This is a genomic window from Methylovulum psychrotolerans, from assembly GCF_002209385.1.
Classification (GTDB): Bacteria; Pseudomonadota; Gammaproteobacteria; order Methylococcales; family Methylomonadaceae; genus Methylovulum; species Methylovulum psychrotolerans.
On the sequence record NZ_CP022129.1, the window covers coordinates 3,665,913 to 3,692,126 of the forward strand.

General features: G+C 52.1%; 19 protein-coding genes. 7 read left to right on the forward strand and 12 right to left on the reverse strand.

The window, feature by feature from the left end; genetic code table 11:
* The first annotated feature begins 3 nt into the window (after positions 1-3).
* Complete coding sequence (ihfA, locus tag CEK71_RS16575; protein WP_088620417.1) at positions 4-300, forward strand: integration host factor subunit alpha; 297 nt, start codon at positions 4-6, stop codon at positions 298-300.
* Between the two features lie 180 nt (positions 301-480).
* Here the strand turns inward: ihfA and CEK71_RS16580 are convergent, their stop codons facing one another.
* Positions 481-828, reverse strand: coding sequence for a hypothetical protein (locus tag CEK71_RS16580; protein ID WP_088620418.1), 348 nt, complete (start codon positions 826-828; stop codon positions 481-483).
* A gap of 221 nt (positions 829-1,049) precedes the next feature.
* Here CEK71_RS16580 and CEK71_RS16585 point away from each other — a divergent pair, with 221 nt between their 5' ends.
* Positions 1,050-1,307, forward strand: a complete 258-nt coding sequence (locus CEK71_RS16585; protein WP_088620419.1) for a hypothetical protein — start codon at positions 1,050-1,052, stop codon at positions 1,305-1,307.
* A gap of 135 nt (positions 1,308-1,442) precedes the next feature.
* On the opposite strand, the gene CEK71_RS16590 is transcribed toward CEK71_RS16585, so the two are convergent.
* Positions 1,443-1,688 (reverse strand): hypothetical protein, encoded by a 246-nt coding sequence (locus CEK71_RS16590; protein WP_088620420.1) that lies wholly within the window; start codon positions 1,686-1,688, stop codon positions 1,443-1,445.
* Positions 1,689-2,076: 388 nt separating this feature from the next.
* On the opposite strand from CEK71_RS16590, the gene CEK71_RS16595 reads away from it, so the two are divergent.
* Entirely contained in the window at positions 2,077-5,982 is a 3,906-nt protein-coding gene (locus CEK71_RS16595; protein WP_088620421.1) for a beta strand repeat-containing protein, read from the forward strand.
* A 128-nt stretch (positions 5,983-6,110) separates the two neighbouring features.
* Here CEK71_RS16595 and CEK71_RS16600 read toward each other — a convergent pair whose 3' ends face one another.
* From CEK71_RS16600 to CEK71_RS16610, 3 genes are read right to left on the reverse strand one after another with little or no spacing between them, the layout of a single operon-like run.
* Positions 6,111-7,748, reverse strand: coding sequence for a diguanylate cyclase domain-containing protein (locus tag CEK71_RS16600; protein WP_088620422.1), 1,638 nt, complete (start codon positions 7,746-7,748; stop codon positions 6,111-6,113).
* Complete coding sequence (locus CEK71_RS16605) at positions 7,748-8,158, reverse strand: type 2 periplasmic-binding domain-containing protein (protein WP_170065141.1); 411 nt, start codon at positions 8,156-8,158, stop codon at positions 7,748-7,750. Before CEK71_RS16605 ends, CEK71_RS16600 begins: the two co-directional genes overlap by 1 nt.
* Positions 8,159-8,160: 2 nt before the next feature.
* Positions 8,161-9,408, reverse strand: a complete 1,248-nt coding sequence (locus CEK71_RS16610; protein ID WP_088620423.1) for a hypothetical protein — start codon at positions 9,406-9,408, stop codon at positions 8,161-8,163.
* A gap of 1,567 nt (positions 9,409-10,975) precedes the next feature.
* Here CEK71_RS16610 and CEK71_RS16615 point away from each other — a divergent pair.
* Positions 10,976-12,598 carry a sulfatase family protein gene (locus tag CEK71_RS16615; RefSeq protein WP_157679340.1) on the forward strand — a complete coding sequence of 541 codons (1,623 nt, stop codon included), beginning with the start codon at positions 10,976-10,978 and terminating at the stop codon, positions 12,596-12,598.
* A gap of 65 nt (positions 12,599-12,663) precedes the next feature.
* Here the strand turns inward: CEK71_RS16615 and CEK71_RS16620 are convergent, their stop codons facing one another.
* A complete protein-coding gene (locus CEK71_RS16620; protein ID WP_088620425.1) occupies positions 12,664-16,416 on the reverse strand; it encodes a calcium-translocating P-type ATPase, PMCA-type in 3,753 nt (1,250 codons plus the stop codon).
* 277 nt (positions 16,417-16,693) lie between these two features.
* On the opposite strand from CEK71_RS16620, the gene CEK71_RS16625 reads away from it, so the two are divergent.
* Positions 16,694-16,999, forward strand: coding sequence for a hypothetical protein (locus tag CEK71_RS16625; RefSeq protein ID WP_088620426.1), 306 nt, complete (start codon positions 16,694-16,696; stop codon positions 16,997-16,999).
* A gap of 95 nt (positions 17,000-17,094) precedes the next feature.
* Here the strand turns inward: CEK71_RS16625 and CEK71_RS16630 are convergent, their stop codons facing one another.
* The 4 genes from CEK71_RS16630 to CEK71_RS16645 all read right to left on the reverse strand — a co-directional run bounded on the left by CEK71_RS16630 (position 17,095) and on the right by CEK71_RS16645 (position 20,287).
* Complete coding sequence (locus tag CEK71_RS16630; RefSeq protein WP_088620427.1) at positions 17,095-17,601, reverse strand: hypothetical protein; 507 nt, start codon at positions 17,599-17,601, stop codon at positions 17,095-17,097.
* Entirely contained in the window at positions 17,601-18,140 is a 540-nt protein-coding gene (locus tag CEK71_RS16635; RefSeq protein ID WP_088620428.1) for an FMN-binding protein, read from the reverse strand. Before CEK71_RS16635 ends, CEK71_RS16630 begins: the two co-directional genes overlap by 1 nt.
* A 10-nt stretch (positions 18,141-18,150) precedes the next feature.
* Positions 18,151-18,765, reverse strand: a complete 615-nt coding sequence (locus CEK71_RS16640; RefSeq protein ID WP_088620429.1) for a DUF3782 domain-containing protein — start codon at positions 18,763-18,765, stop codon at positions 18,151-18,153.
* A gap of 115 nt (positions 18,766-18,880) precedes the next feature.
* A complete protein-coding gene (locus CEK71_RS16645) occupies positions 18,881-20,287 on the reverse strand; it encodes a hypothetical protein (RefSeq protein ID WP_088620430.1) in 1,407 nt (468 codons plus the stop codon).
* A gap of 395 nt (positions 20,288-20,682) precedes the next feature.
* Here CEK71_RS16645 and CEK71_RS16650 point away from each other — a divergent pair, with 395 nt between their 5' ends.
* Both CEK71_RS16650 and CEK71_RS16655 read left to right on the forward strand, forming a co-directional pair.
* Positions 20,683-21,225, forward strand: a complete 543-nt coding sequence (locus tag CEK71_RS16650; RefSeq protein ID WP_088620431.1) for a hypothetical protein — start codon at positions 20,683-20,685, stop codon at positions 21,223-21,225.
* 572 nt (positions 21,226-21,797) lie between these two features.
* Entirely contained in the window at positions 21,798-23,078 is a 1,281-nt protein-coding gene (locus CEK71_RS16655) for a hypothetical protein (protein ID WP_088620432.1), read from the forward strand.
* Between the two features lie 112 nt (positions 23,079-23,190).
* Here CEK71_RS16655 and CEK71_RS16660 read toward each other — a convergent pair whose 3' ends face one another.
* Together CEK71_RS16660 and CEK71_RS16665 are read right to left on the reverse strand one after the other, a co-directional pair.
* Positions 23,191-24,525, reverse strand: a complete 1,335-nt coding sequence (locus tag CEK71_RS16660) for a sigma-54-dependent transcriptional regulator (protein WP_088620433.1) — start codon at positions 24,523-24,525, stop codon at positions 23,191-23,193.
* Positions 24,522-26,150, reverse strand: coding sequence for a sensor histidine kinase (locus tag CEK71_RS16665; RefSeq protein ID WP_088620434.1), 1,629 nt, complete (start codon positions 26,148-26,150; stop codon positions 24,522-24,524). The genes CEK71_RS16660 and CEK71_RS16665 overlap by 4 nt, the downstream gene beginning before the upstream one ends.
* Positions 26,151-26,214: the final 64 nt, after the last annotated feature.

Here is a 26,214-nt window from a genome sequence, read left to right on the forward strand (position 1 = left end):
TAAATGGCATTAACAAAAGCAGATTTTGCTGAAAAATTGTTTGACGAACTGGGGTTGAACAAACGCGAAGCCAAAGAAATGGTGGAACTGTTTTTTGAAGAAATTAAAAGTTCTTTAGAGCAAGGCCAGCAAGTAAAAATTTCCGGCTTCGGCAAGTTTGAGTTGCGTGACAAAAGCAGCCGCCCCGGCAGAAACCCCAAAACGGGTGAAGAAATACCGATTACCGCCCGACGGGTAGTGACCTTCAGATCCGGCCAAAAACTCAAAGCCCGTGTCGAAGTGTACGCCGGTGCCGAATAAGCTTTACCAGCTTATGTCCGTAGAGGACAAGGGCCGTTAAGCAGGTTTAACCCTATAGGCCTGATAGTCAGATGGGGTTTATAGGCTTGCCGACGGCCTGATATTCCCGCATAAAAAAGCCCCAAGGTTATCCCGATAGCCTTGGGGCCTAAGTCAAAAGCCTGTTATGGGCCTTCGAAATTATAACGATTTATACAAATCTAACGCTTTTTGCAATTCGCTGGCTGATTTTTGCACATCGCCTTTGTTGGCTGAAATTTGCCCTTGCACAACGTTATCGTTAGCTTGTTTCACGATAGCATCATGGCCGCTGATTTTTTCAGACGCTGTACGCGCCGCTTTCAAATGTAAACGGGCGGCAGAGAAGTCGCTTTTATTGACTTCTTCCAAGGCTTTTTCAACATGCGCAATGGTTGCGGCTGTGTCAGAAACCGCACCTTTTGCCGCTTCTTCGGCGACTGCAAAGGTGCTGGCACCTAAAGACATCGCCATGAAGCAAGCCAGCGCAGTTTTTTTAATGATATTCATAAATGTGAAAAGCCTTTAATTTAAATGTGGATTAGGGGAGGGTTGGTGCCAGGCTCCTAACGGAGCAAATGGCAACCAGCCCCTATGATAACGTATTAATGGCAGAGCCACCTGATTAATTGCTCTAGAAGGTGTCTTTGCTGGCGGTAAAGGCCGCATGGCTGTTGACGGGTGTCTTGGCAGCGGAAAATGTCTATCTATAGCTAATCCGATATAAAAAGATGTCCTGTAACCGCCCCAGTGAAGAGGTCGTCAACGGAACATCGTGCTTGGTTGCGGATGGATTTAAGCTGTGCCCATTTGTGTTCGATAGGGTTAAGGTCTGCGGCATTTTCCAACACGGCTGGTCTTTGATTGTCGCCGCCTTGCTGAACCACCAACTCCTGCCCGTCAAACCGGGGCGGCCTGAGGCATGGCCCGGTTTGACGGAAATCAACGGCGTGACTTTGGCTGTTTACGCAGAAGGGGGTGGAGGGTAAGAAAACCTACACTTGTAAGATGAGTAGGGGGGTATACGCGCTAATTTAACAATCAAGCTATGCTGCAAGCTGGGCAAACAGCCTCATGCTTTCAAGCACTGACATATTGCAACATAGGCTTGCGGGGGCGCAATATCACTGCCACATCTTGGCCGGGCTGTTCAAAAATGGCCTACGGATGGTAGCCCCTGTCCAGCCAGGCCACGTCGCCTTTGACGAGATGGAGAGGTTAAGGCGTTCGCCCACATCCTGGTCAGTTACTGCAATGTGGACGAACGGCAGCGCGGCCAAATCCAACGCCACATCTAACCGGTAAGACGTGCCCGCCGCGTTCACCAAACTGCCGCAGGTTGCCGGGCATCCCCCTACATGCGGCCACATTTTTTTACAACAGGGCTTTTTACCAAGGGATGTACACGGAAAGCCGTTTTTGCACGGCTGTGTCAGTGATGCGCTCCTGCAATAGGGTGATATTTCCCGCCACACCCTGCCGCGATTTGTCCAAATTGCAGTACATCAATACCAACTGCCCCAAACCCAAGGGGCTGCTGATCTTCCGCGAACGGGTGAAAGCCTTGAATTCCCCCTTTCTTCCTTTTTTGTCTGAATTTAAACACCTAATAAGCACATAGTAAGCATGTGGTAAGCACTTATTAAGCACATAAGGGTTTTATTTATGATATTTATTCTCGCAATTAACTAAAATACGGTATAAACTCTAAATCCAGACAGGTCGATTTTCTGATGGCGCAACTTAGAGTGATAATTAATGGCGACATATAACGGCGATAACGGCAATAACTATTACGTCGGCACGGCAGGCGATGATGTTATTGAGGGCAATGGCGGCGATGATTCGCTGTTTGGCAATGGGGGCAATGATACCGTTACGGGTGGGGCGGACAATGATTCGTTATATGGCGGTGACGGTAATGACACGCTCAGCGGCGGGGCAGGTAATGATACGTTATGGGGTGGGGCGGGCAACGACACTTATCTGGTCGCCAAAAACGGCGGGATAGACGCGCTGTACACTGGCGGCGGTAGCGATGTGGTCAAGTTCACTGATGTGGCCGCCGCCGACATCAAAATTAGCCGGAGCACTTCAGATTTGCTGCTGCAATATAGCGGCGGCCAGCTGACCGTCCAAAGTTATTTTAACTCGACAGACTATCGTGTCGGGCAGTTTCAGTTTAGCAATGGGATTGTATGGGGCTGGGCGGATATTAGCCTGAAGGTGTTGCAAGGGACTGCCAATACTGACATCTTGTCTGGTTATGACGACAGTAACGATACTTTGAATGGTTTGGCGGGCAATGATTGGCTGTATGGCAACGGCGGCAACGATACGCTGAATGGCGGTACGGGTAGTGACACCTTGTCTGGTGGCTTGGGCAACGACACTTATCTGATCGCCAAAAACGATGGGGCGGACACGCTTTACGATAACGGCGGCACCGATGTGGTCAAGTTTACCGATATGGCAGCTACCGACATGACCCAAGTCAGCCGTATAGGTGTAAGTTATAGCAACGGCGATTTGTTGTTAAGTTATAGCGGCGGCCAACTGATTGTCACGGATTATTTTAATGAGGACATGGCGTATTATCGTATCGAGCAGTTTCAGTTCAGCAATGGGGCGGTGTGGGCTTGGGCGGACATCAAGGCCAAAGCGTTGCATCCCCCCACCAGCGGCAATGACCGCTTGTATGGCTATGACGACAGCAATGATAACCTAAACGGTTTGGCGGGTAATGACAGGCTATATGGCTTCAACGGCAATGATACCCTAAACGGCGGCACTGGCAATGACTGGTTGGAGGGTGGTCTGGGCAACGACACTTATCTGATCGCCAAAAACGACGGGGTGGACTCGCTGATCGATAACGGCGGCACCGATGTGGTCAAATTCACCGATCTGGCAGCCACTGGCATCACCCGCGTTAGCCGCGAGGGCTTCTATGGCAACGATTTGGTGCTGGGCTATGGCAGCAGCCAATTGACTGTCCAAAGTTATTTTTACTCGACAGACTATCGGATCGAGCAATTCCAGTTCAGTAATGGGGTGGTTTGGGGTTGGGCGGACATTAAAGTTAAAGCCTTGCAAGCGGCCAACAGCAGCGGTAATGACAATATCTATGGCTATGATGACAGTAACGATACCCTGAACGGTTTGGCGGGCAATGACACGCTGTATGGCTTCAACGGCAATGACACCCTAAACGGCGGGATAGGTAATGATTATTTAGAGGGCGGTGCGGGCAACGACATTTATCTGATCGCCAAAAATGACGGGGCGGACACGCTGTATGATTTCGGCGGTACCGATGTGGTCAAGTTCACCGATCTGGCCACCAACGGCATCACCCAGGTCAGCCGTGTAGGGTTGTACAATACCGATTTGTTGCTGGCTTATGGCGGTAGCCAGTTGACCGTCACGGATTATTTTTCCTCCGCAGGTTACCGTGTCGGGCAATTCCAATTCAGCGATGGTGTGATGTGGGGTTGGGCGGACATCAAGTTAAAAGTGTTGCATCCGACCAGCGGCGATGACCACTTGGATGGCTATGACGACAGCGGCGACATCCTGAACGGTCTGGCGGGTAATGATACCCTGAATGGCGGCGGCGGCAATGACACCCTGAACGGCGGGTCAGGCAATGACCTTTTGTATGGGGGCGTTGGCGACGACACTTATTTGATCGCCAAAAATGATGGGGACGACACGCTTTATGATTTTGGCGGTATCGATAGGGTGGTATTCACCAATCTGGCTTCCACGGACATCACGCAAGTCAGCCGCTTCGGCGGGTTCTACTACGGCGATATATTGTTGCTGGGCTACGGCAACAGCCAACTGACCCTCCCGGATTATTTTTCTAGGGCAGACGACCGCGTCGAGCAATTCCAATTCAGCGATGGCGTGGTGTGGGGCTGGGCGGATATCAAGTCAAAAGTGTTACAGGGGACTGGCGGTAACGACACCTTATATGGTTATGACGACAGCAACGACATTCTGAACGGTCTGGCGGGCAATGACACCTTGATGGGCGGCGGCGGTGATGACACCCTAAACGGCGGAACAGGCAATGATAAGCTGGATGGTGGCCAGGGTGCCGACACTTATCTGATTGCTAAAAATGACGGGGCGGACAGCATTTCCACCGATAACGGCGGTACCGATACCGTCAAATTCACCGATATGTCAGCCACCGACATCAGCCAGGTCAGCCGGGTCGGTGCCGGTTACGATTTGTTGCTCAGTTATGGCAGCAGCCAATTGACAGTCCAATATTATTTTGGCGTAACCGACAGCCGCGTCGGGCAATTTCTGTTCAGCAATGGCGTGGTCTGGCGCTGGGCGGACATTAAGGCCAAAGTTTTGCAGACAGCCGCCACCAGCGGTGATGATAGCGTGGAAGGCTTTGATGACAGCGACGACACGCTGAACGGTTTGGCGGGTAATGATTCGCTGTACGGCTATGGCGGCAACGACAGCTTGGACGGCGGCACAGGCAATGATTCTATGGTCGGCGGTAAGGGCGACGACCGTTATTGGGTCGATAGCGCCTTAGATCATGTCTACGAGTATCTTAATGGCGGCAATGACACCGTCTATAGCTCGGTGAGTTTTAGCTTATGGGGATATGGGGTGAACTTTGTCGAAAACCTGACCTTGCTGGTCGGCGGCCAAGCCGCAACCGGTAACATTCTGGACAATATCCTGATTGGCAATGCCGCTGCCAATAGCTTAAACGGCTTGACGGGCGACGATGTGCTGCAAGGTGGGGACGGCAACGACAGCTTGAATGGCGGTGCCGGTAACGACACCCTAGATGGCGGTAACGGTACCGATGTCGCCCACTATTGGGATGCCACGGCGGGCGTGAGCGTCAATCTGGCACTGACGGGGGCGCAGGACACCCTCGGTGCGGGTACGGACACCTTGGTCAGTATTGAAGGCATCAACGGCAGCACCTATAACGATACGCTGACGGGTAACGCCGCCAATAATAGCTTATGGGGCGGGGCGGGTAATGACACCCTCAAAGGCGGTGACGGTAATGACGGCCTTACGGGCGGGCTGGGCACTAATATCTTAGATGGCGGCAACGGCTTGGATGTCGCCCAATATTACACCGCCAGTGCGGGCGTGACCGTCAATCTGGCGCTGACCACAGCGCAAAACACAGTGGGCGCAGGTACGGACATCCTGCGCAATATCGAAGCCATCAACGGCAGTGCCTATAACGACACCTTGACCGGCAATACCACCGCCAACAGCTTATGGGGCGGCGGCGGCAACGATGTGCTGGACGGCGGCTTGGGCAATGATTTGCTTAAGGGCGGGCTAGGCCAGGACACTTTTGTCTTCGACACCGCCCTGGGCCTGAACAACAAAGACACCTTCGACGACTTTACTGTCAGCGACGACACCATCCGCTTGGAAAACGCCATCTTTACCGCTCTGACCCACACCGGCGTATTGGCCGCCGACCAGTTCAAAATTCTCGGTAACGGCGGGGTGGCCGACAGCACCGACCGCATCCTTTACAACAGCGTGTCCGGTGGCCTGTTTTACGATGCCGACGGCAACGGCACTGGCGCGGCGGTGCTGGTCGCCGTGCTGGGCAAAGGCTTGGCGATGACGGCGGCGGATTTTATGGTGGTGTAGGGGGCTGTATAACCTCCCTAAGGAATGAGTGGGAAATAATTTAGGTAAACGCTAAAGGGTACGGGTCTTGGAGCGCGGGCAATATGCCCGCGCTCCAAAGAGGAAACCGCTTCACGATAAGATTTATTTTATGCGCGTTCCTTAGCCGCCGCTATCTTTTCCACGATGATACCGCTACCTGTCTGATTGATGGCGAAGCCGTTTCTGCCTTGGTGTTTGACTTCGTACATGGCTTGGTCTGCCGATTTATAGAGTTTTTCCAACGTTTGTCCGTAACCGTCGCCAATGGCAATGCCGATACTGACCCCTATGTGCAGGGTGGTTGCCGCATTGAGTGGGATAGGCTTACTCAGGGCGATAATAATATTTCTGGCAATTTGCCGAATGTGTTCGGACGTGCAGTTCACCAGAATAATAAGAAATTCGTCGCCTCCCAGCCGGGCGATAATATCGCTGGTACGCACACAGTCATGAAACCGTCTGGCGACTTCCACCAAAACATAATCGCCGGCATCATGCCCATAAGTATCGTTGATTTCCTTGAAATAATCCAAATCAAGCAGCAGGATGGCCGGTGCCTTGTTCTGGTTTGCCGGGGCATTAAGCAGTTTGATTAACTGGCGTTCGGCAGCTTGTCGGCGCAGCAGGCCCGTCAGCGAATCATAGTCGGCCTCGTGCCGGATTCGGGTCTCGACGGCGATGCGGTCGGTAATGTCATAGACCACGCCTTCGAAATGCGCCGCGCCCGACAGGGCAGGTTGTCGGGAGATTAAGCAATGGACCCAGGTCGCCGTATTGGCGGCATCGGCCCGCGTTTTTAAGCACATGTCCTGGGCTACCGATTGGTTCCGTTCGGCGGCCAGACGCATGAGTTCGCGCATCAGTTCCGGTTCGGCGAAAGCCACTTCAGGAAAATCCTGCCCCAACAAGCTGTCAGACATCGCCTCCGGCAACCTGATGGCTTTGCTCAATGTGGGATTGGCGGCCAGTAGCTTGCCCGTTTCATCCAGTAAGAAAATGCCCGCGCTCGTCGTGTCAAAGATATTGCGTAACTGTTGCCCCATCATCTCGATTTCCTCGCGCAGGAGATGCTCGGCACTGAATTTTTCTTGTAGCGTTTCCAACAGGCCATTGATGTCTTGGACAAGCTGGCCCAATTCGTCGTCCTGATTGTGCGGTAAAGGCTCTAGGCGCTCTTGCTCCCCTACCTCAATGGCGTGCAGTGTGTCGGATACTTTCATTAATGGGCGAGAGAATGACGAGCGCACCATCAATAATACGATGGCGGCGGTTAGGCCGATGAGCACAGACGAACTTATCCCGTTAGACAGGGCGCTGTGGCGTGCCTCTAAAAGATTATATTGCGCTTCCGGGATAATGGAGAGGCTGCCGATGACTTCTGCATCCCCAAATGGCGAGTGCAGGATGCGGATGATTTCGGTTTGTCGGGCCACTTCGCTGTTGCGTACTTGCGTTAAGTGGAGGTCTTGGCCATTGCTGAGGCGGGCTTCGTGGACAATATCATTGCGCAGCAATCCTTTGAGGACATCCTCGCCAATGCTGATGTTATTGGAGTATGCCGAAATGGCGGCGGTGCTTTCCACGGTGTCCAGCAACTGGTTGATCATGACCACGGTTTTTTCGCTGGCCCGTTTAAATTCAGTGAGAAAAAAAACCACCGAAGTCAATATCGAAAACAGTAGGGTGACCACAAATACGGACTTGGCCAGTTTATGGTAAAGGTAGCGCTTTTTTGCAATCTTCATCAGTGTAGTGGCAACAGGATATGGACAGTATTATCGACATGGGTTTTATCGATATAGCCAATAGCGCCTTCATTTTCGCGCACCGTCTGCAATACCGCCTTATCATCGGGCAATTGTTGCGGGGGCGAGGCTTGCCCGGTGAACATGATCCGCGCCCAGTAGGCATTGATTTGCTCCACGGGCCGCGCGGTGAGTTTTTGGTAAAACTCGGCACGCAGGGGCGAGGATTGGTCTATGGGTAGGGCAAATTTCCCATTGGGAAACAAGCGGGTGCGCCCCATGAAAATGTCTTGCACTTGCTTGGCGGTGAGATTGTTGAGATTATTGGAAATATGGGTGATGACCACCAGTTCGGCTTGTGCCGAGGGGATGGGGAAAGCCAGCACTAGGGAGAGAAGAAGTTTTTTCATGGTCAGAACACAAAGTCCATACCGACTGACCATACATTAACGGCATCGGGCGTAGGCCCGCCGGAGGCTGGGGTACGCCATAATGCCGTGCCGTTTTGGCCCAGCCAGTAATAGCTCCATTGTGTTTTCAGGGCGATATGCTCACCGACATCCCAGCGCAGGCCTAAAGAAAGTGATGTTTCGTCCACGCCGTTGCCGTTGATCAATTGGTCGGCGGCACTGTGCAGTTGGCTTAGTGCCGGGAGGGCGATTAGCGGATCGCTGAGCGTAATCCGCTTACTCAGGGATTTCGATATGCCCAACAGCGAGTACAGCGTCACTTTCCCAAAGCGCCTGCCTGCGCTCAAGTAGCCGCCTGCGACACTGGGATAGCTTGCTATATTCGAATTGACATAAGAAACTTCCATTTGCGCCAGCCAGATGCCGTCATCATAAGCCAAGCCGATGGCGTTAAAATGCGCGACCCTATTTTTGGTAGCGATGCGCTGCGCAAGCCCTTGCGCACCCGGCCAGACCGTATTGATCGCCTCACTATTGAGAGTGTTTAACAGGGGGTTTAACGCGCTCAACTCATCGTTGTTTTTTGAATAGCTGTAGCCCAAGCGGGCCGTCCAGTTGCCATATTCATAGGCCAGTTTGCCGCCGACAACGGTAAAGCTCTCGTCGGCAGAGCCCGCAAAGTTGGTGGGGATTTGCAAGAAGCTGTTGCCCCCGAAAGCCTTGATGGTTATCGTTCCTGCACTGGTTGCGAATTTCTTCGCAATGTCGGCGCCGTCAAAGTGGTAGACGGGTAGGCCTGCGTAAAACTCATGGGGAGGACGTATCCAGAGGAAGGCATAGCCAACATTACGGTATTCCGAGAGCATGAAATTATCGAAACCCAACCGTCCGGCTCTGATGTCCAGATCATCCGCAGGCCGCCAGCGCAAAAAGGCCCAGTCAATGTTTTGTTCTAAAAAATCGCCTGTGGTATTGCGGGCGACCCATTGTACCGTCGCATGCCAGGATTTATTAATGTCCGCATCCGCTTGCAGGCCTAAACGGGAGTCGTCGTCAAGCCCCCAGTTATTGGTCACGCCGGGGGTTTGTTTGATGTCGCGGCGAAAACCGAGTTGGCTGGTATCTGTGCCGCTGGCCCCTAAGGTGCCGAAACCGGAAACCGTGAAGTTAGGATAGGTGTCTTTGGCAAAGGCATTAGCGACATCCAACAGCAGCACCGTCGCTGTTAATAAGATGAGGGTTTGTTTCATGGGGCTTTGTCTTTAAAATGGCGATGCGCATTGGGGGTGTCCAGTGCAATCAACGGTAAACCTAAGCGCCTATATAGAAGGCGAAGCCAGTTAAGCTATACTCTGAACGGTCAAGTTTTCGGTTTTTGGAGCGCGGTCATCTTGACCGCAATTGGCGGGCAGGATGCCCGCGCTCCCTCACACTAAAAAACCGAAAACCTGACCGCTTAAAGTATACATAGAGTTGCCGCCAACCAAAGCCTATCCTTAGATACGTTTATGACCAGCCTTGGAATTATATAATATGATGAAAATGATGAAAAGCCTATTTTTAAATTAACTAAATTTTGTAACTGCTCACCCCCCCCCCTTTATAAAAATTAATCATTCATAAACAATTTGTTAAAATTTAAAGACCCCCGCTTCTTCATTTTTTTAGAATTATTCACTTTTTTAGGTGATTTTTGACGATGATTCCAAAAAAATAATCTATGGACATTGTCAAAATTAACGCCTTGAATAAGTTGCCGTTGGTGAGCATATAGAGTCCGAAGTTGATCATGCGACATAATAAGAGCATGAGTTAAGAACGGGCTTCGATTAGCAGAGAGCCTACGTCGTTTAGCTGGCTTCGGTCTCTATACTGTTGGGGCACTGGCGTTTTCCGAACAATGAACCGCTAAAAGACGTTGCCCTTATACTACAACAAATAAAGCTAATGCTCTGAAATTTTGCTGGTTTTGGCAAGGGATGTGCGAAGATTGTCCAGCCGTTGACTAAGAAGGTGTGCATATATTTTTTAACATTGTTATCTCTGCCTTCTGAGGAATTGTACGGTGTACGCAAAAATCCCGGACAAATTAACAATAGGGCCGATAAGCCAGAGTATGTGCACATTAAACAGGCATTAGAGAAGAAACTATTGACGGAACTGAGAAAAGCGGGAGACCTGCGGGTCATAGGCCATGGCAAGCATTTTGACCGCCCGCCTTATACTGACCGTAAATTTGTTGTTTGCCAAGATACATCCCTTTAATGTAGGCCCATTAAATCCCTTTACCTAACCCTGCCGACAGGGATACGGTTACGGACTGCGCGACACCGCGTGCAAAGGCCTTTAGCCTTTGTACGCGGGCCTTATACGCTGAACGGTCAACTTTTCGGTTTTTGGAGCGCGGTCATCTTGACCGCAACTGATGCCCGCCCCTCACCTCGTCGCCACATCCTCACACCCCGCCGCTCTGTTTTATTTTAAGCACCTCATCAGCAGTAAATAAACACAGAAAGGACGATGTATAAGGCTATAAATTCTTGTGTGCGGTAGATTCTCTCAAAATTAACTAAGATAGGGTATAAGCACTAGGTAAAGGTGAAAGCCTTTGCCCGAAGGCCTAAGCCCGTGTACCCGTGTCCTGCCTAGCGTTGACTAACCCCGAACGTTATATGTATAAAAACAATATATAATATAGGGTTTATATGGCATTAAAATTGTGTGGCTATTTAAAGTGCCGGCTTACGATTGTCGTTTGCCCCCCCAACAATGCGGCCTGTTTCAGTCCGATACGACAATTCTTCAGTACGGGTTTGTATGAAAAAAAAAGCTATGTGTAAAATAGGGTTGGCTGTTATGTTGTTGCTGACACCCATGATGGGTTGGTCAGCAAAGCGGCTGAATATTGTGATCATTGTCGGTGACGATTGGGGAGGGCCTTACGCTAGCGCCTACACCGGCATTTATGGACGTAATTTACCGAGTAATGTCGTCAAGACCCCTAATGTTGACCGTATCGCACAGAATGGTGTGCTATTTAAAAACGCTTACGTTAATGCGCCTTCCTGTACCCCGTCGCGCAGCTCCATTTTTACCGGGCGGTATTTTTTTAACACGGGCGGTGGCGCGGTGCTCGGTGGGACTTGGGATTTTACTATTCCTTCTTTTCCTTTGTTATTGTTAGATGCGGGTTACCATATTGGCTTGACTAGCAAAGGCTGGTCGCCCGGTACGCCTCGGAATGCCCCTTTTGGCGGTACAGCGCATTACTACCAATATTTTGGCACGTCAGTAAGTAGTTTTAGTAAAAGCGTTACGAAATGGACAGCAAAGGGTATGCCCTTTGAAAAGGCCAAACAAACCATGCTTGATCAAGTCCGCGGTAATTTTGAAGCCTTCTTAGCCGACAGAAAACCCGATCAGCCTTTTTTTTATTGGTTCGGGCCGACCAACACGCACCGCACTTGGGTGAAAGGTTCAGGTAAAGCCTTATGGGGGATTGAGCCAGACAGCTTAAAAGACCAATTGCCGGTTTATTTACCGAATAACCCGGAAGTACGCGAAGATATGGCCGATTATCTGGGTGAGATTCAAGCCTTAGATGCGTATATTGGCGTGCTGTTGAAAAAGCTGGAAGAGATCGGCGAATTGGATAACACCATAATTGTCGCCACAGGCGATAACGGCCCGGGCGGTTTCCCGCGTGGGAAATGGAATTTGTATGATTTTGGTGTCGCCACGCCCTTGGTCGTGTGGTATCCACACAGTACAGGCGGACGTGTTGTCACAGATTTCACGACGCTGATGGATTTGGCGCCCACTTTTCTGGAAGTGGCTGGTGTGGCCATACCGCCAAAAACGGACGGGCGTAGCCTGCTCAATATTTTGACATCGCCTCTTAGCGGACAGGTTGACCCACAACGGACATTTGCGATTACAGGCGAAGAACGGCATAACGCCAAGGCACGGGACGATAGTTTGCCTTATCCGGCGCGGGCATTACGCACAGCAAGATATCTTTATATCCGTAACTTTGCCCCTGACCGTTGGCCTATGGGATGCCCTTACGTTGCGGCGCATGTCCCCTATGTATTTCACGATATAGGTGAACCCAGCCCTACTTATGACTGGATTATTACTAACCGTTCTATACCCAGTGCGGCAGACTATTTTACATGGGCGTTCGCAAAACGTCCGGCTGAGGAATTGTACGATGCACACAAAGACCCTGGACAAATTAACAATGTTGCCGATGATCCGATGTATGCCGATATTAAGAAGTCATTAGCAGAGAAATTATTGGCTGAACTTAAAAAAGCCGGTGACCCACGGGTCATAGGCGATGGCGGAACGTTTGACCGCCCGCCTTATACCGACCTTAAAACCGTCGCTTGCCAAGATACCATCCCTTTAAATTGGGCACCCGGCAGTCATCACTAGCGGCTCAACCGATGTTACGGTTGGCGGGCGGGCAGCTTGCCCACCCGCCAAAATCCGTGGTCAGACTAATTGCCTGCTATTTTTATCATCCTGCCGCACAGGCCCTTACGCAGTTCCTCCAACACCAGTACCGCTCCCGCTATCCCCGTCGCTAACAGCCAATCCCCACCCGTTAACGCGGTGGTATGGAAAACCGTCTGTGCGGGTGGCCAGTGGATAATCAGGATTTGCAGCGCCAGCACGGTGCTGATGGCCAGCCAGAACCAACGGTTGGCGAAGAAATGGCGGTTAAAGGCGGTGCCGTGTTCGGTGCGGGCGTTAAAGACGTTAAAGACTTGGAACAAGACAAAGGTATGGAAGGCTAAGGTGGTGGCATGTGCCGCCGTGCCAGTTTGGAGGCCATAATATAAAATCCCCAGCGTGCCTATCGCCATGGTTAAACCATAGCACAGTAAATTGCCCAAGCGCGGCCACGATAAAATGGGCGCGGCACTGGCGCGGGGCGGGCGTTCCATGCTGTGTGCCGAGAGAGGGTCTACGCCCAGCGACATGGCGGGCGGGCCGTCCATGATGATGTTAATCCACAACAATTGCACGGCGGTAAACGGCAAGGGCATGCCCAGTAAGGGGGCACTCAGGACGGTGAGGATGGCGCCGATATTGGTGGACAGTTGGAAGCGGATAAACTTAACCATATTATCGTAAATGCCCCGGCCTTCCTTAACGGCGTTGACGATACTGGCAAAATTGTCATCGGTCAGGATCATGGTGGCGGCCTCTTGGGCGACATGGGTGCCGCTCACCCCCATGGCAATGCCGATGTCGGCGCTTTTTAAGGCGGGCGCGTCATTGACCCCGTCACCGGTCATGGCAACGATGTGTCCGGCCTTTTTTAGGGCGTTGACGATTTGGACTTTTTGGGCAGGGGTCGTCCGCGCAAACACGCCGATGCCGTCAATTGCCGCCGCTAAGGCTTCCGCTGACAGCGCGGCCAATTGCGTACCCTCCAGCACCGTCCCCGGTAAGCCCAGTTCTTGGGCAATCACCGACGCGGTCAGGACTTGGTCGCCGGTAATCATTTTTACGGCAATGCCCGCCTGTTGGCATAAGGCGATGGCTTGGCGGGCTTCCGGTCTGGGCGGGTCGATCAGGCCGATTAAGGCGGTAAAGGTCAACGCTTGCAGCAAGTCTGCCAAGGCCGGGATAGTGTCGGGTAAGGGGCCGTCGGGCAACTGCCCGACCGCTACCGCCAGTACCCTTAAGCCCGTGCTTGCCAAGGCGGCGTTGTGGGCTAAGAGGGCTTCGTGCGGTAGGGCGACTGACTCGCCTTGGGCGTTTTGGGCAAAGGTGCACCGCGCCAACAGCACTTCCGGCGCACCTTTGACAAACACACGGATGCCATCGGCACTGCGGTGGAAGGTCGCCATAAATTTATGCTCGGCATCGAAGGGGATTTCGGCAATGCGCGGCAGTTGCGCCAGCGCTTGTTGCTTGTTCATGCCGCCTTTCGCCGCCAGTACCAGCAACGCGCCTTCCAACGGATCGCCGATCACCTCCGCGCCGTGCCAGTCGCTGTCATTGCATAACACTAAAGGCAATAATAAATCGTTAAGATCAGTGGCGGCATTAGCGGTGTCCGGCACAATAGCCCCGGCGGCTTGGTAGCCTTCGCCGCTGACCTGGTAGGATTGGCCGCGATAATAAACCGCGCGGGCGGTCAGTTGGTTGACAGTTAAGGTACCAGTTTTGTCGGTGCAGATGACGGTGGTGCAGCCTAAGGTCTCCACTGCCGCCAAGCGTTTAACAATGGCATGTTGCTGGGCCATGCGGTGCATACCCAAGGCCAAGGTGACGGTCACTACGGCGGGCAGGCCTTCTGGGATGGCGGCCACCGCCAGGGCAATGGCGGTGAATGCCGCCTCGGCCAGCGGCTCGCCACGCCATAACGCCGCCGCGAAGACTATCGCCACCACCGCTAACGCCAATAAAGCCAAACGTTTGCCGACACTGCCCAGTTGCCGCTGTAAAGGTGTTTCTGCCTCGTCGGTGCACGTTAATAGCTCCGCCAGTTGACCGATTTCGGTCGCCATGCCCGTAGCGGTCACGACCATTTCGGCACGGCCACGCGTAATGGTGTTGTTCATATACAGCATGGTGCTGCGTTCCGCGAGCGGTGCGGCGGCGTCGCTGAGGGCTTGGGTTTGTTTGGCAGCGGGCAGCGATTCGCCGGTCAGTGACGATTCGTCGGCTTCCAAGCTATAAGCCAGCAGGATGCGGCCATCGGCAGGGATTTTGTTGCCCGCTTCCAGCAGGACAATATCGCCCGGCACCAGTTGTTCGGCGGGCAGTTCCGCGACGTTGCCGTTGCGGCGCACGGTAGCGTGTAAAGTCAGCATTTTTTTTAACGCCGCCAAGGCTTGTTCGGCTTGGAATTCCTGATAAAACCCCAGTAAGGCGTTGACCATCACCACGCCCATAATGACCGCGCCATCCATAAGGTCGCCAATCAATGCCGCCAGTGCCGCCGCCGCTATCAGCACTAGGATCAGGATGCTTTTAAATTGCGCCAACAGTAAGCGCCAAGCGGGGCGGGGCGGCTTGGTCGCCAATTGGTTCGCACCGTGCTGATGCAGGCGTTGCTCGGCTTGGGGAGTGCTTAAGCCGGTGAGCGCATCCGTTACTTGCGCTTTCAGCACCGCCTCGGCTGACAAGTGGTGCCAAGCGGTGTTGGGCGGTTCAGCGGTTTCGGGCGGGGCTGTGACTGTGTCCGTTTGGGTCGCCAGCCAGGCTTGCCAGACCGCCAATAAGACCGACAGCACCACTGGCCCTAAGAACAGCCCGACCAGTCCGAAGCTGCTGAGGCCGCCAAACACGCCGAACATCACCACTAAAAACGGCACTTTGCCCGCCCCGCTAATCACCAAGGGGCGGATGACGTTATCAATGGTGCTCACGACCAGCGTCCCCCACAGCAATAAGCCCAGTCCGGCCAGCCATTGGTCACTGAGAAACAGGGACAGGTCTATCGCTCCCCAGACCAGCATCGCCCCCATCGGCACCATCGCCAGTATGGCCGTCACCACGCCTAACAATACCGGGGCTTCAACACCCGCCACGGCATAACCGATCCCGGCGGTAAGCCCTTGGCCTAGGGCCGCCAGCACCAGTCCGTAGACCACCGCGCGGGTGGTGTCGCCAGCGGTTTGCCAATACAAGGCTTGGGAAGCGCCCAGAAAGCCTTTCAGGCCGAGCCGTACTTGTTGGAGTACGGTATTGCCGTCACGGAAGCAAAAGAAGACCGTGACTAAGACTAGGCCTAAGTTTAGCAACGATTCCCCGACTCCGCCCAGCCATTGCGCCAGTTGCCCCAAGCCTTGCCGCGCCGCGTTCAGCACTTGCACGACCGTACCGCTACGGTCGCGGTTAAGCCGGTCCATCCAGGGCTGTAAATAATCCCCTAACCATGGGTTGTGCCTGATAGCGGGCGGCAGTTGGTAGGGTTGTTGGCTGAAATTGGCGGCGAGGCTCTGGTAGGCCATAGTGACCTCATTGTGCAGCATCGCCACCAGCCAGAAGATAATCAGGGCGATAAGGCCAGTGATGGCGGCGGTCATCAGTCCCGCACTCAGGTCGGCGTTATCGTTAAGCCTCTGCCGGAGCCGCCGATAGAGCGGCCAAGTGATATAAGCGATAATCACTGCCCAGATGATGCTGGTGAAAAAACCGCTTAATACCCAAGCTGCCAGTAGGATCAGGCCAATTAGCAGCAGCAGGGGCATAAAAGCTTGTAGGGGGGCTTTCGCTAAGAATCTGTCCATTAGGGATAACACCAAGATAAGGGGGAAGGGCAGGCATCGGCAAGGCGACGGCTAAGGGCGGTGTATGGGCTGTTTGACTGTTGCTGATTATACTCGTTAACCGGCATGTCACGATGGCTTTCTGGTTGATAATGGCAGGGGGCGTTTTTGCCTTGTGCCGGATAGGGCGAAGAAAAACGCCGCTTAAAGTGAACAGCCGCTGCAATAATCGGTCAATGCGCTAAGGCTGGATGTACAACAGCCAGACATCTGTCCTTGCCTCTTTTCCGTTAATGCCATGAAACCTATCAACAATGACCTCTCCCACCACATTTTGCCCAATTCCGCGACCATGGTCGGAGTTTGTATTATGGTTATCAGTATCGTTAAGGGCAGTATGGGGTCGGGGTTAGAATGTTATCTGATTGATAAGTTTTTAGCCGTCGATAGCTTGGTGTTTATGGTGAGCGCCTTGCTGTCTTTTTCTTCGATCCGCACCGTGCGGATGGAGGCTAATTTGGAACGCTGGGCGGAAATCCTGTTCTTGTTGGGGCTGGTGTCAATGACGTTGATCACCTTGGTCTTTGCATTTGAGATTGTTTAAGGGCTGGGCATGAAAAACGGCCAAGCCCATTTTTGGGAGCGCGGGCATCTTGCCCGCAGCCTTTGCGGGCAAGATGCCCGCGCTCCTACGCTTTATCAGCTAACGTCGTCCACTGGCCGTATGCGCCGTCTGGCGCGTATCAGCGAGACGATCACTACGACTAATAAGGTCGCTAAAGACAATTCCAGCAATACAAACGCGGCAATTTTAAAATAGGCGAACAGGGGATGGACGAAGCGCACCAGCCAACCGCCCGCTTCGTCGGCGACGGCGGAGAGATAAGTCAGGCTGCTGAGCCAGATTTTCAGGCGCACCGAGAACTCGGTCATAAGCATCAGATGGGTCAAGGTCAGCACCAGCATCCCCATAGAAAACAGGTGGAAATGCGAGACTTCCAACATGCCTTGGTAGCTGCGCGGTTGGGTGAACTGTTCTTCCGAACCGAGATAATAGCCGACCACCGAGCCGGGGGTTAAGTCCATACGGTGGAAGTACATCAGGCCGTTGCTGAGCCAGAGCAGGACAATATAGCCTAAAAACATCAGGACTAGGGCATTCAGCAAGGCTTTACGCTGTTGTTCGCCAGTGACAAAGTAGCGCATCAGAGGCCTTTATGTTGGATCATGATCTGGTGGAAGGCCATCACCTTACGGATGCTGGTCAAGGCCGAGCGGGTACTGAGGGTCGCGCCGGAAATGCCGTCTACGCCTTTGCTTAATTCCATGTCTGCCAAGGGGCGTTTATACAGTTTCTCGTACCAGTGCGCGGACGGCAGGTATTCGGGCGGTTCATGGAAAGCCAGGGTGTAGACATTGCTTAATTCGCCTTGCGGGGTCAGGACGATCATCAGGGTTTCCGGTTTGGTGCGGACATTACTGGTTTCAATGGCGGCGTAGGCGATTATCGTGTCCTTATCTTTGCCGACATAAAAAGTGAACATGCCGGATTCCAACGGGGCTTTGGTGAGGGCTTGGATAGCGGCAGTCTCTTTGTCATCAGGAAACAACGCTAAGTTTTCGACCGTGGCGTTTTTGCCAAAGACCAGTTCCATTGCTTCATTTTTGCTGTAGAAAATGGTCGCAAAGCTGGGTAAGGCAGATAGGGTAAGCAATAAGGCTAAACTAAGGATAAGGCGTTTCATAGTGGCTGGCTTAAAAAGGTGTGGCGGTAAAGTCGGCGGGGGTTTCCAGGCTGAACGTGTCGTCATGGATGCGGGCGACGTAAAATCCGGCGTTGAGGACGCGCTGCTTAAGGGCTTCGGTCATATCGACGGCGGCGATAATACCATATACTGTTTTGTCCTTATGCTCCGGGAACAGGCTTTTAAATTTGCTTAAGGTGTTCTGCAATTGGCTGATGGCCTCTTCGCGCAAATGGCTTTTGACCTCGACGACGTAGGCGGCGTTAATCTGGCTGTTGGCGTAGGCCAACACGTCGATCTCCAGTTCCACACCGTTCTTGCTGACCCGCACACTGGGGCTGACCACTTCCATGTTAAAGCGCTGCCTGAGGATTTTGGTCATGGACGGCAAAGCTAGGCCTTCGGTGAAACTGCCGAATTTTTTGCCCAAGCCGCCGATTTGCTTGCCCAGTTCTTTGAGCTGCTTATCGGTTTCTTTGGTCCGCTTATCCGCTTGCCGCCCCAGTTCTTTGAGCTGCTGGTCGGTTTCTTGGAAGCGTCTGTCCGTTTCCTGGAATTGTTTGGCGGTTTCCCGCTGGGCGATAGCCAAGCTGGCAACCAGTTGTTTTAATTCATCGTCAGTCATGGGGTCTTCCCGCCAATAAAGAGGAATAGGTCAGCTATTCTAACAAACACAAGGCCGTTCTGTGCAGTTATCCGCGCCTATTCCTCCGGCTCCCATTTGCGTCTACGTCAGGCGATTAAAAGATAAAGCCAAAGCCTAAGTTAAAGTCATCCGGTGCCAAACCTTGTTTGGCGTGGAAATTACGGTAATCGGCTTTAATAACGACATTCGGGATAGGCTTATATTGCAGGCCGAACTGGTAAATGCGCAGGTCTTGGCTAGGATCGTCGGCATAGCCGGTGGGGGCGCTGGCGATGGTGTCCAAACGCTCATACCTGAAAAACGGCGCGAGATACTGGAGGGTATCCGCCCTGAACAACGGCAAAATGTCATAACCTAGCTCAGTGTACCAGCCGTAATTTTCCGAACCGATAGTTTGCCCGGCGGCTTTGCTTAGTAAATCGGCATTGCCGATGTGTCCCCATGAGCCAAGGGTACGGAATTCTAAGCCCCGGTATTTCCATTGGACATGGCCTTCATAGAGTTGGGTGAAGACATCGGCGCGTTGTCCGGCATAGCTTAGGTTTTGCCCGGAGTTGCCGACAAACAGCGAGCCGCCCAAGGTCACGCCCGGCAAATAGCCCGGCGTGTAGTCCATACGTCCGACATAGCCGACATCTTCCGCTTTGGCTTGGCTACCGCCGCCGCGCCCTTCGGCAATCCCAGCCGAGCTAAAGCCGCTGGCATCCAAGCCGTTGACCAGATAAGTGGTGTAGGTCAAATTCGGCGTGATTTGCCCAAACAAACCCACACCCATTTCCCGCCAAGTGCTGGGGATGATGCGTTGCTCGACTTCGGGGCGGTGGTTACCGAAGAAGAACGGCGGCTCATGGATTTGGTTGATAAAGCCCATTGGCATCAGCACCAAACCGGCACGGACGTTCGCCAACGGATCAATGAAAAAGTCGAGGGCGGCAAATTCTACGCCGACTTCGCCCTTTAGTTCAGAGCCTTCGCCGCTGGAAGCGTGTTCGAATTCAATTTCGCTGTTAAATAAAATGCGGTCGGTGAACTTATAACCCGCATACAAGACCATCCGTTCCAAATCGGCATTGTTTTTGGTGTCTGGATTACGGTCATTGACATAATTTTGGTAAATGGCTTCGCCATAACCGCCTATCGACAAGCCTTTGCCGACTTGGTAAACCTTAGAAGCCGCAGGGCCTAAGCCATAGGCGCTTTTGTATTTGACTTCATCGGGTATCACTAAGTTGGTGCGCAATTTTTCCACTTCTTGACTCAGCACATTGGTTTTGCGTTCCAGTTGTTGCACCGTACTGGTACTCGGTGCGGGGCTGCTGGCAGGAACAGCTTGGCTTGCAGGGGTGGCGGCGTTCATCTTGGCTTTCATTGCCTCAATTTCTTGCTGTTGCGCCTCGATGATCTTCCACATTTGCTCCATCGTTTTGGGTTTGTCCAAGGCGTTGGCAGCGGTGCTTAGCCCGGCCAATGCGGTCACTAATAGTGTCTGTTTTAATTTCATTGTTAGGCCCTTTGCATAATTTAAGTCTGGTTTGATTATAGTGTAAATAGTTGCAATGATGCAAATGATTCTTATTTGAATTTTTATAATCTGTCCAAGCGGATATTGGCTGCCCGCTATCGCGCTGCTATGGCGGCAAAACGATGATTTTCTGTAAGATTACGGCTTATAATGGTTAACTAGAACGCCCGCTTCTGGTATATTCAGACCTATAGCGTCATGACGCTATAGCCGTAGCCAGTCTAATAAGAGGGGGCGGCGCGGTATTTGGGGTGGAGCTGGCATCAGGGCATGATGGGCTGCACTGCCGATAGGCCGTTTAGGCCGATGGGCAAAACTGATAAGGTTATGATTTGCCAAAATAATAATAAAAACTACTGAAGAGGAAAGTCGTTATGACTGAAATACTGTTTATATTCACCACTATTTTTGTGGCCTACGTCATCTATAGCATCGCTGACGGACAAAAGACGGCAGCGCCGTCACCCGTACCGCCCCCCGCCAGCCCTGCCGAGCCGCCAGTCGCTAAAGCCGCTCCCGCTGCCAAGGCTACTAGTGCCCTGGCTTCTGCTCAACCCGCCGACGCACCAGTGTCCGCCGAGCCTGCGGCCGCTGTTGCCGTTAACCCCTCCGCCGCAGAACCTGCCGTCACTATCGCCAAAGCCCCTCCAGTTGCCGCTAAGCGTGTAGCTGCCGAGCCTGTCCCCACTGCGGCGCATACCGTAGCAGCCAAAGGCAGTGTCCGCAATCCGAAGACAGGGGAGGTGGCGACCGTGACCAACAATTACCGCTTCACCAAGCGTTGGATTAAAGAGGCCTTGGTGGCCGAAGGCCTATTAACTAAGATATATAAGAACAACGAGCTGGATACGGCGGCGGAGGCGGCCATAAAAACCGCGTTACTGGAATTGGCGGCAATGGCTAAATATCAGGCCTAAAGCGATAAGTGTGGGCTCGGTAATGGGTAGGGGATAGCTTATCTACAAACCGCTGAGTTTGCTGTATCTGCCTGTGCTTAAGGCGGAGATATTGAAATCTGGCGGTTGTGCCAAAATGCCGGGCAGAGGCACCTGCCCGCCCTATCTGCATTGGGTTTTTCCCAACAACGGGTGATGATCCTTGGCCCGCTTTTACCATGCGGTATTCCTCCCCTGTTTTTCTAACCACCACCCCGCAACAGTCCTTGTCTGTACACGCTTTAGCAGGTGCTGAAAAATCAACAGCAAAGCAACGATTTCTGTTTATAAGCCAACATGATTTAGCCTGTTAAAAAACCAAGACACTGATTTTTCATGGAACTATATTGTGGCATTTTTATTGCGTTGATGTGTATTGGGCAATAAAACAAAGTGAGTTGGAGGAAACCTATGAATATGTCTGCAATTGAATTACATGCTACTGTTGGTATCATCACCCCTATAGTCACAACCCGTTCCCCAGAAGCTTTCGTCAAGGCTAGCCAATTTGCAGCGGTGAATATCCTACCTTAGCCAATCCGGTAAACGCCCCTATGCAAGCCGCTAAAAAAATAGCCGTCGTTGGTTCATCCCATGTCACTTGGTGGGAGTTGGCTATCGAAAGGCGGCAGATACCGCAGCCATTGCCCGCCATCGTCTTTATAGGCCGTAGTGCGATGCCGATTTGGGCGGATTATATCCAAGCCAAACTTGCCGCTATTGAAGATCAGGTTGATGAAGTCTTTGTATTTTTAGGTGATTTAAGGTTTGGCAATAAAATCTTAACGGACGGGGAATTTATCCGCACCGGAGCGACATCGGGAAGCTTCCTTTATATTGATAAAGACTTGATCAGCGACGCAAACGACAAAATCATGTTGGGTCTCACGCTGTCTTATTTACAGCAATTGTCCGCCCGATTAGGGCCAAAATTGCGTATCTTGTTTTGGTCATCGACATTCCGTGAATACTATAACCTAGAAACTGGGCGCTATGGCGGGCGGGGCAATTATCGCCATCCGGTTTGGAATTTGGCCGAGCTGATCGCCCCGTTCGGTAGCACTGCCATCGATACCACAGCCTTAACCGCATTGCCGATAGACAGTTATTTTCTTGACGGTAACGGCCATTGCACCAGCAAAGGCTATGCTTTTATTTACCGTTTGTTGGCAGGGCAGCAGGCTGTGGCGGCTTACCAATCCGTCTGCGCCGATTTTGCAAGTTGGAGCCATCTGTTGTTCCCAAGCGGAGCTGAGCGCTATAAGGTAAATATTACCGGTGCTTCGATAGCCTTTAAAACCCTGTTAAAAGCAGTGCGCACCGATTATTTTAAGCTACCCGCCCAATGGGCGGTCAATGAGGTAAAAACCTGTAAAACGGTAGAGGATTCTTATGATGTTGTGGTTTATCTTTCCGGCTTACATTTCCAGGACGAGGATCAGGTGCAGATTCACGCTAAAATCGCTGAAGAAAAGGCTAACCTTCAACGCTTGTCCTCTGGCGGGTCTCTGTGCGTTATTTTTTGGGACCAGTGGGCGCGGGAAATAGTGGCTCAGCGTCCTGAGTATCGGCAGCAGTTTTTGCCGAAACATCCCGATGGCCGAGTCCGGCAGATTGAGCAAGCCTTTGCCCCTTATGAGGTCAAGCCATTAAGCCTTATTTCTTTCGTGGATGCCGATGGCATGGTGGAGTGCGGCAGCTCTTTTGAGCCCACGACCAAAGGTTTTGCCGCCCTTTTCCATCTGATCATGGCCGAAGACATGGTGACGGCCTTTGCGCGTTACCATAAGATGGCTGGCTATTGCCTAAACCAAGCTTATGACGCAAATGCCTAGCCCATTAACTCACATTTGGGATGGTTAGGTGTTTTTGCAATTTGGCCGGGCAGGCCGGATTGCCTGCCATGGTCTTTTGCCCGTCTATCCGTTAGCCCCGCCTGACAGGGGGTTAGTTATCCATGTTCAGCTTTTTAAGACGGTAGCGGAAGGAGCGGAAAGACAGCCCTAACTGCTTGGCGGCGGCGGTTTTGTTCCATTTATTCTCTTCTAGCGCGGTGGCGATGGCTTTGCGCTCAATGTCTTCCAAATAATCTTCCAGTGACCCCTGAGACGGATCATAATCGGCGGGGTTATTGGTGTTCGGGCTACTGACAGGCAAATTAAGGTCGTCAACTTCAATCTCTTTACCATTGAATAAAGCCAGTGAGCGTTCCAAAATATTTTCCAGTTCGCGGACATTGCCCGGAAACGCATATTGCTGCAAAGCCGCTAGGGCAGCGAACGATAAGCTAGGATTATTGCCGCCTGTCAATTTTGCTAAAATATGGGCGATGAGCAAGGTGATGTCGCTGATGCGTTCGCGTAACGGCGGGATATGCAGGTCAATGACATTGATGCGGTAATACAAATCTTGCCGGAAGCTACCCTCTTGCACCATTTGCGCCAAATTGCGGTGGGTGGCGCTTAACAGGCGAATATCGACGGGAATTTCTTGGTATTCGCCGACCGGGCGGATCTTTTTCTCTTGGATAGCCCGTAGCAACTTCACTTGCAAGGACAAAGGTAAATCGGCGACTTCATCCAAAAATAAGGTGCCGCCTTCCGCCGCTTGGAACAGCCCCTTCTTATCACTGACGGCTCCCGTGAAACTGCCTTTTTTATGACCGAAAAATTCGCTTTCGATCAGTTCATGAGGGATGGCCCCGCAATTAATGGCAATAAATGGCCGGTCGTGACGTGAGCTTTGTTCATGGATCAGTCGGGCGACCAATTCTTTGCCCGAACCGGATTCGCCGCTGATATAGACCGGGGCTTGGCTACGCGCCAGTTTAGTGATTTTGGCGCGGATGTCGCACATGACCGCCGATTCGCCGAGCAAAACCTGTTGCATCTGCGGTTTTTTGTCGCTGGCATCGCCCGATTCTTTCAGGGCGCTTTTGATGAGTTGCCGTAAGGCCGCCAAATCGACCGGCTTGGAGACAAAATCAAAAGCGCCTTTTTTCATCGCCAAAATTGCCGTGTCCATATTGCCGTGCGCGGTAATCACCGCAATTGGTAAAGGGCTGGGTAAGGTCTGGATCTGGTCGATCAAGTCCAGTCCGTCGCCGTCCGGCAAGTGCATGTCGGTCAGGCAAACATCAAACGCATATTGCCTAAGTAGGGCTGCGGCTTGGGCGAGTGTGCCTGCGCATTGGCAGTTAATGCCCATCCGGTTGAGGGTGATTTCGAGCAGTTCCCGAATATCCGGTTCATCATCTACGATTAGTGCCAGTGGTTTGGTCATATTTCAATCAGGTTTTTGTCCGCATTGAGTACACAGAGCCGAAAGCAACTCCGATTATCATCTGTTAAATGATAGCTTAATTTTGCCTGATTGAGTTCCGCCAGTTCTTTAGAAATGTATAAACCCAGACCTGTACCGCTGGCCGATGTCGTGAAAAAAGGCTCAAACAGGTTGTTAAGGTGTTGTTGGCTAATGCCTTTGCCGTTATCAATGACTTCGATGCAAGGTAAGCCTTCGTCGAGAAAGCTTTGGACAAAAATGTGGCCCAGTTCCGGTTTTCCGTACTTTAAGGCGTTCTCACATAAGTTATTCATGATTTGCCTTAGATGGTTAGGGTCGATAAACCCGTACAAAGGGGTTTGGTTATGGGTGATACGGAAATTTTCGGTACACACCTGATGTAAGAGCGTGAAATTTTGCAGATACTGATCAAGCCAAGCGGTCAATTCAATGCGTTCGCGGTTGGAATCATGGCGTTTGGACAAACGCAGAATATCCTCAATAATGACATTGACCCGCCCGCATTGGGTCACGATAATGTCGGTCAGGCGACGGTCCGCAGCGGGCAACTGCTCGGATTCCGCCAACAATTGCCCGGCATGGCTGATGGCACCGAGCGGATTGCGGATTTCATGGGCAATGCTGGCGGTGAGGCGGCCTAAAGAAGCCAGCTTGCCTTGCTGGACCCGTTGGTTATGCAGGGCACTATCCTCTAGCATGACCATATAAAAATTATCATAATGTGCGGACAGCAGCATAAAACGGCTACTGATGTCGGCTTGGTCGGGGATGGCGATGGCGGCGACATTGGCTTCCGAGTCGGTCAGCCAGTGCCGGAACGCCCGCGCCAGATGTGGGGAAACGTCGCTTAGGTGCTTAGGCGGCTTGGTTTGTTTGGTTAACCTTAAGGCCGCCTCATTAATCGAATGGATATACTGGCGTCGGTCGGCAATGATGATCCCCGATTGTAAGTTTTGGATAATATACTGGTTTAAGTCTTCTAGCTTAAGAATGGTCGCCTGCTGCTGCTCGGCCAGTTGCAAGCTGTCTTCACTACGCTTGGCAAGAATATAGGCTAATAAGGCAATAGTAAAAAATGCCGCCCCCAATATGCCGGTATAAGTGTAAGAACTGGGGTCGATGATCTGGTGTTGGTCGGTAAAAATCCGCTCAGCGAGTACCGCTAAGCTCGCCATGGCCGCAAATAGCACGGCACAAATGCCGCCGATTAACAGACCGCCTGAGGCAATGGAAATGGCGATCAAAATGCCTAAGCCGCTTTTAATGCCGCCACAGGCGTGCATCAGCAAGGTGAGCAGGATAATATCGGTAAAAATCAGCAATTGCGCTTGCGATGTGTATTGGGTCAGCCGCCAGAACACACAAATCAATGACGTGAAAGTCAGTAACCAATAGCATTGGCTGCTGTATACATATAAGTCACGGTAGTAAGGGGTCAGTAGGCTGGTATCGGCATCTTGGTATAACAGCGCGAGAAATAAGCTCGCCAAGATCAGCCGATAGATCAAGAATACTTTTAACAAGGCCCAGGCTTGCTGCGCCGGAATGCCATAGCCTTTGGAAAAAGGGCAGGGGTATAGCCGTTCAGAGGGTTTTATAGCCATTTGCTTATGATAAGGATAGCGTTTTATAGAGACTTGGCTAGAATAGCCACCAGCTTATAGCATA